The following is a 14,468-nucleotide window of genomic DNA, read 5'->3' as shown; positions in this document are numbered from 1 at the left end:
TAAGTGTGTTTAACAATCTTGCCGAAGCCATGAAAGGGCGAATCGCACTAATTTCATCCGTAATGTCTCCTGATCTTCGAACGTAAACGATCCATACGCTTACGAATCGCTTCAAGCTCGCTGCGCCGTTTGGCATCCAGCCTTAATCCGGAGTATCGCCGCTGTGCAAGGGCAAGCGAGGTCTCTGCAAGCGTCAAGGCTTCCTCGAGCTGCTTGGTCTTGTGCTCGTAGTACATGGCCAGTTCGATATGCGCTTCCCAATCCGGCCAATCCGAATGCCGGGCAGCATAAACAGCCTTCTGCCACAATACCACAGCACGCGTCCAATTTCCACATTTCTTGTCTCTCTCTGCCAGGAGACATAAGCATTTCACCGATACGTTCTCGTCCTCGGCAAGCTGAATGAACAGCTGCTCCGCATACTGTGTTTGACCCATCTTCTCAAGCCACAATCCTGTACGAAGCTGCTCCTCATGTTCAACAGGCAGAGCAACGGTTGAGCCGAGCTCTCCGTTTAATATATGACCGAATCGAATGGCTAGACAAGCCAGTGACAGCATATCCGTCTCATTATGCAAGAATACCCCCAGCAGCGGCTCCGGCCGACCGTCAGCTAAGTATTGAAAGTAGAGCGCAGGAGCCAGAGAACCCGGTACATCGTCTGTCCGGGTAATCCCTAGCCGTTCCTCTTCAACATGGCTGAGCTTACAAGAAGTCAGTGTGTTCCTCCATACGCTTCGGGAAGGATGAAGCAGATCGATATGAGTCGGCTCCCAAGTGAAATGGCGGAAACCGTTCAAAATAAACCGGTTATGGAGAACAGGCCAATCAAACGTCCGCCCGTTATATGTAACCAAATGAGTATAGTCCGGCAGCTTCTCGCTTAAATAAGCGATCATCGCGCGCTCCTCTGCCGGATGGCGGATCAGCATCTGCTCAACGAAGAATAAACCGTCCTTGCTGAAAGCCAATCCAACCATGAATGGAACGTTTCCGGTACCGACACCAAGACCCGTAGTCTCGAGATCCAGGAATAACACCTTATCCGGCTCAATAATAACGGGCTGGAAAATGCCAGGGGGATCGATTGCAGCTGACGCCTTATTTTCCGAATTTATTGCAGCTGCAGCTGAACTCAATAACCGGGATCGTTGGCTGCGTTTAATCGGCCGATCTTCCGGTTTGCGGAAATGGGACAGTCCACATGCAGCCTGCTGAAGCTCATCTAAACCATGAAGGCCATGCCGATGAGCAGCCGGGTAACGAACCTCACGAAGCAGAAAAGCTCCTTCGCTGTTCTGCATCAATTGAACGCCAAGGCCTGCCCATTCCAAAGGCAGCTCTTCGATCATTTCCCCGCCGCCTTGTTCTGCAGGCGGAGTGAACACTTCAGGCAGCACTTCTGTCTGCTCGCCGCTATGGCGCTGTTCGTTATGAATGCCATTATCTGGACTATGCTCTTCCACCGGATCCGGCATACCCGCTCTAAGCTCATCCCGTAGTGCAGCAGAGCCTCTCATCCGCAGCAGCCGATCCCGCAGGCCGCTCATAAAGGAACCTCTGCCGCCTCTATTAATTCGAGGGCTAATGATTTTCCCAGCAGCCCTACTTCTTCGATAGGGCCTACGCATGCCGGACAGCCGCTAAGGCAGGTGCAGCGGCGTATCAGTGATTTGGCCTGACGAAGCAGCTCATCATGGACTTCGAATAACCGCTCGCTGAGACCGATGCCTCCGGGGTAACGGTCATAGAAATAAATGGTCGGCAGCTTCGTATGCACGGCCTTTACCTGAGGAACGACCGCGATATCCTGAGGGTCGCACATCAGATACAGCGGAGCAATATGAACGAGTACGTTTGCCAGCCCCAGCAGCGCCTGCTGCATATCATTCGTGCTCTTGCGGGCTGCAGCCTCTTCGCTGAAGGAGAACCAATACCCGCTCGTATGCAGCTCCTCTTCCGGCAGATGAATAGGACCGGAACCGATATTTTCATGCGACCGCAGCCTGATTTTTTTGAAAATCGTTGCTTTTGCATTAACGGTCACTTCTCCGTACTGCCTTGACAGCTCACCGCTCTGCCGCTCCTTATCCACATGAAGAACCTTCAGTTCAACTGCCATATTCGCATCGGTGAAGTAATCCACGTCCACTTCGCGAACAAATGCCTTCTTCTCAGGATAATCGAGCTTCTCCACCTGGTATTGGACACCCTCATGAATGTAGATCGCTTCCTCGTGAATGAGCGTTGGCGCACTGAAGCGGTCTACCTCGCCCAGAACTCTGCTCCCGGTCGTGATATCGATAATGACGAAATTCTCCTGGGCGGCAGATCGAAGTGAAATACCATGTGCCGGAAAGGACTGCTCCATCCAATACCAACGGCTTTTCACGCGATGAAGCACCTTCTCCTCGACCAGAAATTCAAGCATATGCTCAAGCGGCTCATCACCGAATCTATCTCCTGCTTCAAACGGCAGCTCATAAGCGGCGCATTTGACATGATCAATGAGGATAAGTAAATTATCAGGATGGATAAGTGCGCGCTCCGGCGGCCGATTAAAGAAAAAATCCGGGTTCTGAATCATGTATTGATCAAGCGGATTGCTGCTTGCAACAAGGAAGGTTACCGAGGTTCCCTGCCGTCTGCCGGCGCGGCCGGACTGCTGCCAGGTGCTGGCGATCGATCCCGGGTAGCCATTCATGACGCATGCCTGCAGCTGCCCGATATCGATGCCAAGCTCAAGCGCATTCGTACTTACAACCCCGCGAATTTCCCCGTTGCGCAACCCTTTCTCAATCTCTCGCCGCAGCTTCGGCAGATAACCGCCGCGGTAACCGCGAATCGTTTTCGTCCCAAGCTCATCCTTAACCAGCTCCTGCAAATAAGTGAGCAGCAGCTCAACCCTCACTCTGCTCCTTGCAAAAACGATCGTCTGCACTCCCTGTTTCAGAAGCAGCGCTGCCAGCTTCTGCGTTTCAAGCACGCTGCTGCGCCGAATGCCAAGCTGTTTATTCACGACAGGAGGGTTGTAACAGACAAAATGCTTCTCTCCCATTGGAGCGCCATTATTATCAACTAGAACCACCTGCTCGCCAAGCAGTCTTTCCGCATGCTCTCTCGGGTTATCAATAGTCGCTGATGCGCAGATAAATTGCGGGCTGGACCCGTAAAACTTGCAAATCCGCTTCAGCCGTCTGATTACATTGGCCACATGGCTGCCAAAAACCCCGCGATACGAGTGAAGCTCATCGATCACGATATATTTAATATTTTCAAACAGTTTCACCCATTTCGTATGATGGGGAAGAATAGCGGAATGGAGCATATCCGGATTCGTCACGACAATATGTCCGGCATTTCGAACAACTTGACGAACCGTGGGCGGCGTGTCGCCGTCATACGTATTGGTCTTCAAATCAACATCCATCACAGCTGCAAGCTCCTGCAGCTCTGCAACCTGATCCTGGGCTAACGCTTTAGTTGGAAATAGATAGAGCGCGCGTCCGCTTTCATTCTCAAGCAGCGACTGGAGCACCGGCAAATTGTAGCAAAGCGTCTTCCCTGAAGCAGTCGGCGTCACAGCCACGACATGGCTTCCATCACGCACGGCCTTATAAGCAGAGGCCTGATGGGTGAACAAACGGTTTATTCCCCGTACCCCCAGCGCTTCCGCCAGCTTCGGATGTATATCGGAAGGCATTTCCGACGATCGCGCCTCGCGCGGCGGAATCGTATGCCAATGCGTTACATTCTCCATGATCTCCGGTTTCTGTTTGAGCAGTTCTAACCACTCATCCAAGCCGGATGCTTTTCCCGTCCACCGGTTCATGTCTGCACTCCCCTTTTACACTATCAATTAAGTCTTTCTATATATTGTACAGAATGCATGTTCGGTCTGCAATTGCAAAAGTTGTCATCCTGCTCTCCTGGCACTCCGAAAACAAAAAAACCGCACTCCGTCGCATGCATGCGACAAGAATGCGGTAATGATTATACATGCGGAGGTTCCCACGACTTTTTCTTCCATCCCAGCTGATCGCTAAGCACATTCAAATCCCGGTCTAGAGTGACCGCAGCAGAGAACGGCATCTTATGATTATGCCAAAACCGCACATCGCTCCACGTCACCTCGTACCCGTCCAATCGTTCATTTACATGAACATGCACGCTTTGCGCAAAATGCAGGAATGCGCGCACGCCGTCAGTTCCCATCGTCGCTCTTGCAACCGATGAATAGCTGGAAGGAGCGGTCTTCATCAAGACTGCTTCTTGGGTGACCATGCCTCGTTTCATCCTACCGGTTATATACGAATCCTCAGACTCCGCCACGTACTGCCAGGAGCCACCGAACAGACTGGGTATTAGAGAGATATATCCCTGCTCTCCGTAAGTGCGCTTAAGCTTTTTGACTGTCCGCTTGCTCTCCCAGGTTCGCCACGCTACATATAGGATTGTTACCCCATAGACGCAGGCAAACATCGGCCCTGCCGGTCCCCCTCTGAACAGCCATATAAGCGCTGCGGCAGCATGGATGGTAAACAAATACGGATCAAAAAGACAAAGCACATCAAGGTGCCACCATTTTCTGGAAAACGGCCGCAAACACTGCACCCCATAGGCGTTGAATAAATCCAGCCCAATATGAAAACATACCGCGATCAAAGCCCACAGCACAACGATCCAACTATGCGAGGCAGCTCCAAACAGCCAAGCAATTGGCAGCCCGATAACCGGCGCCCATACAAAAGGTGCGGGCAGGGAATGTGTCAATCCCCGGTGATGGCGAATGTAAGCCGATTCTCCGCGTAAGCGCATCACAGAATCAAAGTCCGGGGCATGGCTGCCAAGCAGCGCTGCTGCAAATACAGCGTGCAAAACCTCCGGATGAGCAGATACAGCCGGATCAAGCATAGAGAGACCAGCTAACGTGACGCCAAACAGTAAATGACTTCCGGTATCCAAGATGATCACCCTTTCTCAGGTCGTTTCGGAGCCTTCGGGAACATTGTAACCCCGGATCATTAGAAGATGATTTGCGTTTTATGTTGAATTTGTAAGGCAGGACAAAAGAAGCAGATTATCATGACTTGCCAGCACCATTCGACAATAATTCACACCTTCTACCTGTTTACAGCCCATCAAGAATTGATTCATAATGAAAGGGTTACCATACATTTCCAAGGAGTGTGAAACCATGTCTAAACAAGTATTAATCGTCACTGGTGATGGAGCAGAGGTATTGGAAGTGTATTATCCCTACTACCGTTTGCTTGAGGAAGGTTATGAAGCGGTCATTGCATCTCCAGCCAAAAAGGTACTGCACACGGTCGTCCATGATTTCGTTGATGGCTGGGAAACCTATACCGAGAAGCCGGCGCATTTGCTGCCTTCCCACATTGCATTCGCAGATGTCAATCCCTCCGATTATATCGGCTTAGTCATTCCGGGAGGACGTGCACCTGAATATATCCGCTCGAATGAAAGTCTCCCTGGCATCATCCAGCATTTCCTTGATGCGGACAAGCCTGTCGGAGCAATCTGCCACGGTGCACAGGTGTTCGCCGCTCTCAAGGATAAGAGTTACTTTGAAGGCCGCACATTGACGGCCTATAGCGCCTGCCGCTTAGACGTAGAACAGCTGGGCGCCACTTACGCTGCCGATACCCTTCATGTGGACGGAAACCTGATTTCCGGGCATGCCTGGCCTGATTTACCCGGATTCATGCGGGAATTTATTCTTAAACTTAAGTCTACACAGTGAGTGTTTGAGTGTTTGAGGTCTTTGAGGTCTTTGAGGTCTAACGGTCTTTGCGAGGTTGAAGAAGAATTCGAGCGATTGAGATTTCTCAATCGCTCTTACTGCTGCGGCGAAGGTTTTGAGTGTTTGAGCGACTTTGGTACGAAGTACCACGGGAGCACAAACACCAAAACCGGAGCTTTACCGGTGAATACAAAACTCCCCATAATCATAAGCAGCCGCTGAATGCTCGAAAATTTCCTTAGCATCCAGAACAAGCTGCTCAATCGCTTCATCATCGAACCGGGAGCTGAAGTGCGTCATGACTAATTGTTTCACCTTAGCCTCAGAAGCGGCTTTCGCAGCTTGCAGCACCGTAGAATGTCCGTAAGCATACGCTTTTTCTTCCATACCTCCGGAAAAAGTTCCCTCATGAACGAGCAAATCTGCATCTTTGGCCAGTACAAGCACATTATCACATGGACTCGTATCTCCCAAGATCGTTACGATCCGCCCATTCACAGGCGGTCCAACTACATCAGAAGATCGAATCGTCTCCCCGCTGGCAAGCGTAACATCCTCACCCTGCTTGAGTTTTCCATAGAGAGGCCCTGAAGGGACACCCAGCGACTTCAGGAGCGGCAGGTTCAATTTACCCGGCTGTGAATGCTCAATAATCCGGTATCCAAAGCACTGCATGCGGTGAACAAGTTCAGCTGCCTCGACTGTGAAATAGCTGTCGCTAAATACATGGCCCGCTTCGACCTCGATGATTTCTAATTCGTAACCGAGATGGACACCGCTCTGATGAAACACACAATCAATAAAGGTTCGAATACCTGGAGGGCCATAAATCGTGAGCGGTACAGCTCCTTCAAAATAAGAACGGCTGGTCAGCAAACCCGGCAGACCATAAATATGATCTCCATGTAGATGGGTAATGAAAATCCGCTCCAGCTTATTTAATTTCAGCTTGCTGCCAAGCAGCCGGTGCTGTGTGCCTTCACCAACATCGAACAACCAGAAACCGTGCTGCGGCTCCGGCAGTGACAGGGCGATAGACGTTACATTCCGCGCTTTTGTCGGCCTGCCTGCGCTTGTGCCTAGAAATGTAAGTTTCAAAGTTGCCCCTCCTATTCTGACCTCTATAGCAATACCCTCCTTAGTCACGGGTTTAGCCGTCTCTACGGAGGGTATGCAAGGATTGACCGGCTTCATGCCGATTAAACGCAATTGGGATCGTTAAGCTTTGTCTACGTTAAAATATTTAGCTTCCGGATGTGAGAATACCATTGCGGATACAGAAGCCTCCGGCTCCATCATAAAGCCTTCAGTCAGCTGCACGCCGATATCCTCTGGTTTCATAAGATCAAACAACGGCTCCTGATCCTCCAAATTCGGACAAGCCGGGTAACCGAAGGATACACGAATACCTTGATAACGAGCGCCGAAACGCTTCTGCATGGTCATATCATGCGGATCCGGGAAGCCCCAAGTATCGCGCATCAAGTGGTGGACACGTTCAGCCATAGCCTCAGCAACCTCAAGTGCTACGGATTGAAGCGCATGGGAGCGCAAATAATCCCCATTATCCTTTAAGATGGACGCTTTCTCACGAACACCTTCGCCGGCTGTAACAACGAGGAAGCCGACATAATCCATAACGCCGCTCTCAACCGGCTTCAAATAATCAGCCAAACAGAGATATGGCTCAACCTGCTGACGCGGGAACGTGAAACGCTTGATCTCCTTGCCAGGATCCTTCGGATCATAGATGATGATATCATTGCCAGCCGATTGTGCCGGGAAGAACCTGTACATCCCGTGGGCATGAAGCTCACCTCTGGCAGCATCCTGAAGAATGCTATCTACCGTTTCCTTCAAATTCACAGCTTTATCATTGCGTTCTGCGAGCAGTTGATCCACATTTCCCTTTAATCCTAAATGATGACCAAGCAGCATTTGCATATTAACATATGGCACGATATGAGGGATCGGCACTTCACGCAGCACATGGCGTTCCAGATCAGGCGGAATATATACCGGAGCATCCACCGAAATGCTTGAACGCTCCACGCGTGTCAGCTCAGGAAGCGGCTTCTTCTCTTCCTCTTCTATGCCGCCCGCAGCTTTGAATGCAGCCATTTCTTCTTCATACACTTGCCGCTGCTGTGGATTCATCAGCCGGTTGGCAATATCAAGTCCGTCCATCGCGTCTTTCGCATAGAGCACAAGCCCATCGTACTCCGGACCAATCCGGTTCTTCGTGAACTTTCGTGTTAATGCCGCTCCGCCGACCATAATAGGCGCATCAATACCAGCCGTTCGTAAATCCTGTGCCGTTATAACCATCTGCTGGGCTGATTTAACTAACAAGCCGGATAGTCCGATGGCATCCGCTTTTTCTTTGCGATAAGCTTCAATCAGCTGCTCTGGCGGTACTTTGATGCCAAGATTGATTATTTTGTACCCATTATTGGAGAGGATGATCTCCACCAGGTTTTTACCGATATCATGAACATCACCTTTAACGGTGGCTAGAATGATTTTTCCTTTAACGGCAGTCTCATTCTTCTCCATGAAAGGCTCCAGATAGGCGACCGACGCTTTCATAACCTCTGCGCTCTGCAGCACTTCCGCTACGATGAGCTCATTGTTATTGAACAACCGGCCTACTTCGGCCATCCCTTCCATGAGAGGTCCGTTGATGACTTCTAGCGGCGAGTACTTCTTTAGTGCTTCTTCCAAATCAGGAATAAGCCCTTCCTTCGTTCCTTCGATGACATACGAACCGAGGCGCTCCTCCAGAGGAAGATTCGAAGTCTTCTCTTTGTTCTCGATCTTCTTATCCCGGAATGCGGCGACAAATGCGGCTAAAGTATCATCCGTTGTATTGTAAATGAGCTCTTCCGCTAATTGGCGTTCTTCAGCCGGAATGGAGGCATAACGCTCCAGATTCTCGGTATTCACGATTGCATAATCAAGACCGGATTTGGTCGCGTGATACAGATAAACCGAATTTAATACTTCACGTCCTGCCGGCGGCAATCCGAAAGAGATGTTACTCAAGCCGAGGATCGTCTTCGCCTTTGGAAACTTCTCCTTAATCATCCGAATACCCTCGAGCGTCTCAACCGCAGAACCAATGTACTGAGGATCACCCGAACCTACCGGGAACATATTAGGGTCGAAAATAATATCTTCCGGGTTCATTCCATATTTGTCGACAAGCAGGTTATAAGAACGGGTAGCGACTTCCATTTTCGCTTCACGGGAAACGGCTTGTCCTCTCTCATCAATTAGAATACACACGACAGAAGCTCCGTATTGATGAATAAGCGGGAGTATCTTCTCGAACTTGGATTCGCCATCCTCCAGATTGATGGAGTTAATAATGGCTTTGCCCTGCGAGTATTTCAAACCAAGCTCAATAATGTGGTCATAAGTTGAATCGAGCATCAACGGCGCTTTAACTTTCTTCACAACTTCCGGCAGAAACCTATGAACAGCCCCTGCTTCATCAATATCTGTATCCTGAAGATTGATGTCAATGACATGAGCTCCGCCTCGAACCTGCGCTCTGGCGATTTCCGATGCTTCTTCAAACTTCTCTTCTTTAATTAGACGCTTGAACTTACGCGAACCAGAGATATTGGTCCGTTCCCCGATCATGATTGGACGGTTATCCTCTTCAATAAAGACGGTTTCAATACCCGAAACTGCCGGAGGATGATCCCCTTGTTCACGCCGCGGCTCAAAATTAGCAAGAGTTTCAGCCATTGCACGAATATGATCCGGAGTTGTGCCGCAGCAGCCGCCAGCAATGTTCAACCAGCCCTGCTCTGCAAAAGCACCCATTTTCTTGGCGAGCGACGCCGGTGATTCATGGTATTGTCCGTTCTCATCCGGCAACCCTGCATTCGGATAACAGCTGATCGCCGAGCGTGAAATCGCGGACAAGGAACGAATATGGTCACGCATGAATTCGGGGCCCGTAGCACAGTTAAGTCCGATGGATATCGGGTTAAGATGCTCAAGCGAAATGTAGAACGATTCAATGTTCTGTCCGGCCAGCGTTGTACCCATCGGCTCGATTGTTCCGGAAATCATAATCGGCAGTTTCTTTCCTGTCGTTATGAAAGCTTTTTGAATCCCGATTGTACCTGCTTTAACATTGAGCGTATCCTGTGAAGTCTCAAGCAGCAGTGTATCGACATTTCCTTCGATCAGAGCAACCGCTTGCTCATAATAACTGTCAACGAGCTCATCGAATGTTACTCCCCCGGTAACGGATAATGTCTTGGTCGTCGGTCCCATTGCTCCGGCTACAAAACGTGGATGCTCCGGAGTCGAAAATTTATCAGCCGCTTGCCTGGCCAGCGCTGCAGCCGCAAGGTTAATCTCTCGGGACTTCTCCGGGATATCATAATCATTCAGTACAACGCTTGTCGCTCCGAATGTATTCGTTTCTAATATATCCGTGCCAGCTTCCAAATAAGCTTCATGGATACCAAGAATAACATCAGGCCGTGTCAGAACAAGCATTTCATTACAGCCTTCAAGCTCCTCGCCGCCAAAATCCTCAGGCCCGAGATCTGCTTGCTGAATCATTGTTCCCATCGCTCCATCGAGAATGAGAATGCGTTTATCTAACATTTCCTGTATCGTCGGTTTTGACATAGATGAACTTCCTTTCCGAAACTGCGTTCACCAACATAGAATTTATCTTCTCTATAAGGCGAGCGTCAGCCAAAATCATTAATCTTTAGTCTATCAGAATCGAACGTGCGTGAAAAGGCTCTATCTGTCACATCATCTGCGGTCGACAGCCTTTCTGTTTTGCTTTATAATTATTCTTATCGGAATTAAAACTTTTTGAAGTGAGGGATCTCCCAATGGCAGAAATCCGTATTCGCAATACCGACGAACGTATTTCCGGCGAAGAAAACGTTCGCGCCTTTTTAGAGAAACAAGAAGTATTATATGAACATTGGAATCCAGCTAAGCTGCCTGCAGAACTTGACAACAAATTTGTCTTATCAGATGAAGACAAAGAACTTATTTTATCGACTTATAGCGATGAAATTAATGATCTTGCAGCACGACGCGGCTACCATACTTGGGATATTGTTGCTCTATCTGACGCAACTCCAAATCTCGATGAAGTGCTGCGTAAATTCGAGCAGGTTCACACGCATACAGAAGATGAGGTTCGCGCCATTACGGCAGGCCGTGGAATCTTCATTATTAAAGGTGCCGACGAGGTTGGTTACTTCGACGTCGAGCTTGAGGCAGGCGATGTTATTTCCGTTCCTGAATACAAACCGCACTTCTTCACCTTGATGGACAATCGTCAAATTGTTGCTGTTCGACTCTTCATCGAGAAAGAAGGCTGGATCGCGCATCCGTTTGAAGATCCAACGTTTCAGAAAGCACAAGCATAACCAAATAAAACGTTAAACAAACAAGACCCTTTCCAAGGCAGTATGCTCCGCACCGGAGATCATGTCTTGGAAAGGGTCTTTGTGTTTCAAAGTTTCATGCTGACCAAGCAGCTCTAAACGAGCAGAGGCAGCAGCTCTTCTAAGTGTTTGATCTCATGAGTAGGAATAATTTCATCTGTTCTTGTCATGCCATGGCGGTTGACCCATACGGAAGTCATTCCGATCGTGTTGGCGCCAAGAATATCTGTGGTCAGTTTGTCTCCAACCATGATACCATCTTCCGGGTCAATGGACAGACGTTCTAAGGCATGCAGAAAGATAGGAGCAGCAGGCTTACCCTGGCCAAACTCACCGGAGATGATAATGTGATCGAAATACGGAACCAGCTGAGGAACTCCCGCAAGCTTCTCTTTTTGAAGATCTGGCGAGCCGTTGGTGAGCAGCAGCAGCTTGTACTGCCCTTTTAGCTTGTCCAGCATGCGGAAGGTCTCTTCATATATGTACGGACGTTTCCGGCGTTCTGCTGGGAACTGCTCGGCAAGCTCAGCACCAAGCTTTGCATCATCTACTCCCAGTGCCTTCAATCCTCGAGTCCAAGCTTCCTTCCGGTAACCGGGTGCAAGAAGTTCAAGCTTACGGAATTCTTCCTGCTCGCCTTCCCTGAAATCAGCCCACAAGCCTTCAAAGGGATTAATCCCGATCATTTTGGTGAACGCAAAGGTTTCATAGGTTTGGTACAGCTCGCGCGCTTCATGGCGCACCGCTTCTTCCAATGCCTCTGCATCAATCCCAGTTTTGGCAGATGCCGCTCTGCAGGTAGCCTCAAAGGCTTCCTTTACACTGCGGTCATCCCATAATAACGTATCATCCAGATCAAAAAGAACTGCTTTCTTAGCCATAGTCACAATCGCACTCCAGTCATCTATTTTTCTGTAAGGGGAATATCTTGGCTTGCAGCAAAGGAGCGTAAACGTTCGCCCATTTCATTCGTTGGATAGCGATTAATGACACGAGAGAACACCCAATTGCCGCCCTTTTGCTGTGCAATAATAATGTAGCCCTTTTGAAGGGTGATCGACTTAATATTCGCTTTGTAGAGCGAACGGTCTCCCCCAAATCGACGGGAACGGATGAAATCCTTGCCGACCGCCATGTATGGTCGGCGCAGAACAAATACTAACGCAAGGAACAAATACAATCCAATGGTTACCCAGAACATGGTATTCGATTCCTTATAGGATTCAGAACCAACTGTTAAGATGACGTACATGGCGGTGAACAATACGAGAAACGCAGGCATTAGAATACTGCGGCCCCTATACGTATCTACCGGCGCAGCAGACGATTTGCCGCTTGTGGACATCAAAGGCTCTTTTCCTTGTTTTTTGCGCTGTTTGTTAATCGTTGATTGATTCTTCTGTACTTTCCGTTCCCAAGATCGTGACAATGTATTTCCCCCTCATAGGTATAACAAACTAAGCCTCAATGCTTCTAAAACGGTCTTGCGAATTTTGCGATAAATCGGTTCGGATATTCGGATGGAAGCGAACTCACTTCATCCAACCGTTTCCAAACGGGTTCCGGCATCGACCAGCCGACAGCTCCCATATTATCCTCAAACTGTTCAAGCGTGCTAGCTCCAAAAATCGGTGATGTAATGCCTTCTCGCTGCAGCAGCCAGCTGAGTGCGACTTGTGCCGGGGTTTTATCAAGCTCCTTAGCTGCGTGAAGGACCGCATCAAGAACAGCAAAGTTTTGCTCGTTCGCACGAATGGCCCAAGAGCTCTCGCCGGCTTTTGCAGTTAAGCGGCCTGAGTTCGGTTCCTCTCTCGTATAACGGCCGGTGAGGAAGCCTCCGCCAAGCGGCGCCCATGGGATAACACCCACATTCTCCTCTAAGCAAAGAGACAGCATTTCCCGGTCCATCTCACGGCTCACCAGACTGTACTGCGGTTGGATCGAGATAAAGCGAACATAACGGTTCCAATCACTGGTAGCCAGCGATTTCATAAGCTGCCAAGCAAAGAAATTCGAACAGCCAATGTAACGAACCTTACCCGACGTAACTAAGTCGTCAAGTGTACGTAATGTTTCTTCAATCGGTGTGGCATGATCCCATACATGAACTTGATATAGATCGATATAGTCGGTATTAAGCCGCTTCAAGCTTGCTTCGACCCCATCCAAAATATGTTTGCGTGATACGCCCACACCATTTGGGTGACCAGCCGTTGCAAACCGCACCTTTGTCGCAAGAATAACTTCAGATCGGCGGTCTTGAATCGCTTTCCCTACGATTTCCTCAGAGCGTCCGGATACATACACATTAGCTGTATCGAGAAAATTACCTCCACGATCCAGGAACCGGTGAATCATATCGATGGAGTCGCTCTCACTAGTTGTATTGCCAAAAGTCATCGTTCCGAGACACAGTTCAGATACAGCAAGCCCACTTCGACCAAGTAAACGATATTGCATTTTGGATTACCTCCTATTAATGGATTTAGTGCTTCATATTCTTGTCGTCCTCATCTTCAGCCCACTTGATGGTATCGAGCTGATCACGGAAGTTTCGTTTGAAATTTTCCAAGTATTTCTGGCGCAGTGCATCTCTCTCAATCGTTTCTTCAGGTGTCAGGCCTACTGTTTTATTTTTTCTAGAAAGCTCATTAATCCGAGCAATAAGTTCATCCATAACAAAAAACTCCTTTCTATGTATGATCAATATTCCACTCTTTACTTTGACATTTTTAATCCCGCATTGTCAAGGCGGGACAGTGTCAACAAGAGAAGGAAATCAACCTAGAGAGGAGTTGTGAAATGATTGCCACCTGTCTGTATATCAGCATTCAAAATCTCGTCATGCAACGATCGTCAAGCCATTCATCATTAATCTGCAGGAATAATTAAGGTTTGACCTGCTTGAAGTGTGCTCGAGGTCAGATTATTGCGTACCTTCAGATCGTATACAACTCTGCGAACATCTTGACCAGAGTCACGGATGTCATTTGCGATATTCCATAGCGTATCGCCTGAGCTAACAATAATAACCCGCTCCCCTGCACCAGCTGCAGCAGGCTGTTCACTGTTAGCAAAGCTCTTCATGAGCGTCATACCTGTAAACAGCAGTACAAAAAATAATGCTGCCACAGCTAATCTAAGTACTAATCGTTCTACTCGCCACTGCTTATGTGTCCGAAGGCTGCTTTGCTTCGCTTCGGTTCCTTTATAGTTAGTAGAGTAAGAAGATATCGTTGTCATCATTCTCCAGCACCCCAAACGTT

The 14,468-nt window shown here is 48.9% G+C and carries 12 protein-coding genes; 2 read left to right on the top strand and 10 right to left on the bottom strand.

The genetic code is table 11. The annotated features are described in order from the left end of the window. Nucleotides 1–53 precede the first annotated feature (53 nt). From ACFPYJ_RS04705 to ACFPYJ_RS04695, 3 genes are all read right to left on the bottom strand, one after another. Nucleotides 54–1,550: a ribonuclease H-like domain-containing protein gene (locus ACFPYJ_RS04705; protein ID WP_379186894.1), complete on the bottom strand. Its 1,497-nt coding sequence runs from the start codon at nt 1,548–1,550 to the stop codon at nt 54–56. Next, nucleotides 1,547–3,832 (bottom strand): DEAD/DEAH box helicase, encoded by a 2,286-nt coding sequence (locus ACFPYJ_RS04700; RefSeq protein ID WP_379186893.1) that lies wholly within the window; start codon nt 3,830–3,832, stop codon nt 1,547–1,549. The genes ACFPYJ_RS04705 and ACFPYJ_RS04700 overlap by 4 nt, the downstream gene beginning before the upstream one ends. Before the next feature lie 161 nt (nt 3,833–3,993). After that, nucleotides 3,994–4,974, bottom strand: a complete 981-nt coding sequence (locus ACFPYJ_RS04695) for a metal-dependent hydrolase (protein ID WP_379186892.1) — start codon at nt 4,972–4,974, stop codon at nt 3,994–3,996. A gap of 223 nt (nt 4,975–5,197) precedes the next feature. On the opposite strand from ACFPYJ_RS04695, the gene ACFPYJ_RS04690 reads away from it, so the two are divergent. Then, nucleotides 5,198–5,764 (top strand): DJ-1/PfpI family protein, encoded by a 567-nt coding sequence (locus tag ACFPYJ_RS04690; RefSeq protein ID WP_379186891.1) that lies wholly within the window; start codon nt 5,198–5,200, stop codon nt 5,762–5,764. Between the two features lie 177 nt (nt 5,765–5,941). On the opposite strand, the gene rnz is transcribed toward ACFPYJ_RS04690, so the two are convergent. Beyond that, entirely contained in the window at nt 5,942–6,862 is a 921-nt protein-coding gene (rnz, locus tag ACFPYJ_RS04685; protein ID WP_379186890.1) for a ribonuclease Z, read from the bottom strand. A 120-nt stretch (nt 6,863–6,982) separates the two neighbouring features. After that, nucleotides 6,983–10,420, bottom strand: coding sequence for a methionine synthase (metH, locus tag ACFPYJ_RS04680; protein WP_379186889.1), 3,438 nt, complete (start codon nt 10,418–10,420; stop codon nt 6,983–6,985). Between the two features lie 215 nt (nt 10,421–10,635). Here metH and ACFPYJ_RS04675 point away from each other — a divergent pair, with 215 nt between their 5' ends. Further along, a complete protein-coding gene (locus ACFPYJ_RS04675; RefSeq protein WP_379186888.1) occupies nt 10,636–11,184 on the top strand; it encodes an acireductone dioxygenase in 549 nt (182 codons plus the stop codon). A 113-nt stretch (nt 11,185–11,297) separates the two neighbouring features. On the opposite strand, the gene ACFPYJ_RS04670 is transcribed toward ACFPYJ_RS04675, so the two are convergent. From ACFPYJ_RS04670 to ACFPYJ_RS04650, 5 genes are all read right to left on the bottom strand, one after another. Continuing rightward, a complete protein-coding gene (locus ACFPYJ_RS04670) occupies nt 11,298–12,083 on the bottom strand; it encodes an HAD family hydrolase (protein ID WP_379186887.1) in 786 nt (261 codons plus the stop codon). A gap of 23 nt (nt 12,084–12,106) precedes the next feature. Then, a complete protein-coding gene (locus tag ACFPYJ_RS04665; protein ID WP_379186886.1) occupies nt 12,107–12,631 on the bottom strand; it encodes a hypothetical protein in 525 nt (174 codons plus the stop codon). Nucleotides 12,632–12,675: 44 nt separating this feature from the next. Beyond that, complete coding sequence (locus tag ACFPYJ_RS04660) at nt 12,676–13,662, bottom strand: aldo/keto reductase (RefSeq protein WP_379186885.1); 987 nt, start codon at nt 13,660–13,662, stop codon at nt 12,676–12,678. A gap of 25 nt (nt 13,663–13,687) precedes the next feature. Beyond that, a complete protein-coding gene (locus ACFPYJ_RS04655; protein WP_379186884.1) occupies nt 13,688–13,879 on the bottom strand; it encodes a DUF896 domain-containing protein in 192 nt (63 codons plus the stop codon). Between the two features lie 194 nt (nt 13,880–14,073). Continuing rightward, complete coding sequence (locus ACFPYJ_RS04650) at nt 14,074–14,448, bottom strand: LysM peptidoglycan-binding domain-containing protein (RefSeq protein ID WP_379186883.1); 375 nt, start codon at nt 14,446–14,448, stop codon at nt 14,074–14,076. Nucleotides 14,449–14,468 lie beyond the last annotated feature (20 nt).

The sequence above is a fragment of the Paenibacillus solisilvae genome, from assembly GCF_042656405.1.
Lineage (GTDB): Bacteria > Bacillota > Bacilli > Paenibacillales > Paenibacillaceae > Paenibacillus_Z > Paenibacillus_Z solisilvae.
Note: the sequence above shows the minus strand (reverse complement) of the source record. Positions and strands in the feature narration are given on the sequence as shown.

Bases quoted from the DNA above. Each gene is read 5' to 3' on its own strand.
- ACFPYJ_RS04705 (WP_379186894.1), bottom strand. From the start codon at position 1,550: ATGAGCGGCCTGCGGGATCGGCTGCTGCGGATGAGAGGCTCTGCTGCA.
- ACFPYJ_RS04700 (WP_379186893.1), bottom strand. From the start codon at position 3,832: ATGAACCGGTGGACGGGAAAAGCATCCGGCTTGGATGAGTGGTTAGAA.
- ACFPYJ_RS04690 (WP_379186891.1), top strand. From the start codon at position 5,198: ATGTCTAAACAAGTATTAATCGTCACTGGTGATGGAGCAGAGGTATTG.
- metH (WP_379186889.1), bottom strand. From the start codon at position 10,420: ATGTCAAAACCGACGATACAGGAAATGTTAGATAAACGCATTCTCATT.
- ACFPYJ_RS04675 (WP_379186888.1), top strand. From the start codon at position 10,636: ATGGCAGAAATCCGTATTCGCAATACCGACGAACGTATTTCCGGCGAA.
- ACFPYJ_RS04670 (WP_379186887.1), bottom strand. From the start codon at position 12,083: ATGGCTAAGAAAGCAGTTCTTTTTGATCTGGATGATACGTTATTATGG.
- ACFPYJ_RS04660 (WP_379186885.1), bottom strand. From the start codon at position 13,662: ATGCAATATCGTTTACTTGGTCGAAGTGGGCTTGCTGTATCTGAACTG.
- ACFPYJ_RS04655 (WP_379186884.1), bottom strand. From the start codon at position 13,879: ATGGATGAACTTATTGCTCGGATTAATGAGCTTTCTAGAAAAAATAAA.
- ACFPYJ_RS04650 (WP_379186883.1), bottom strand. From the start codon at position 14,448: ATGATGACAACGATATCTTCTTACTCTACTAACTATAAAGGAACCGAA.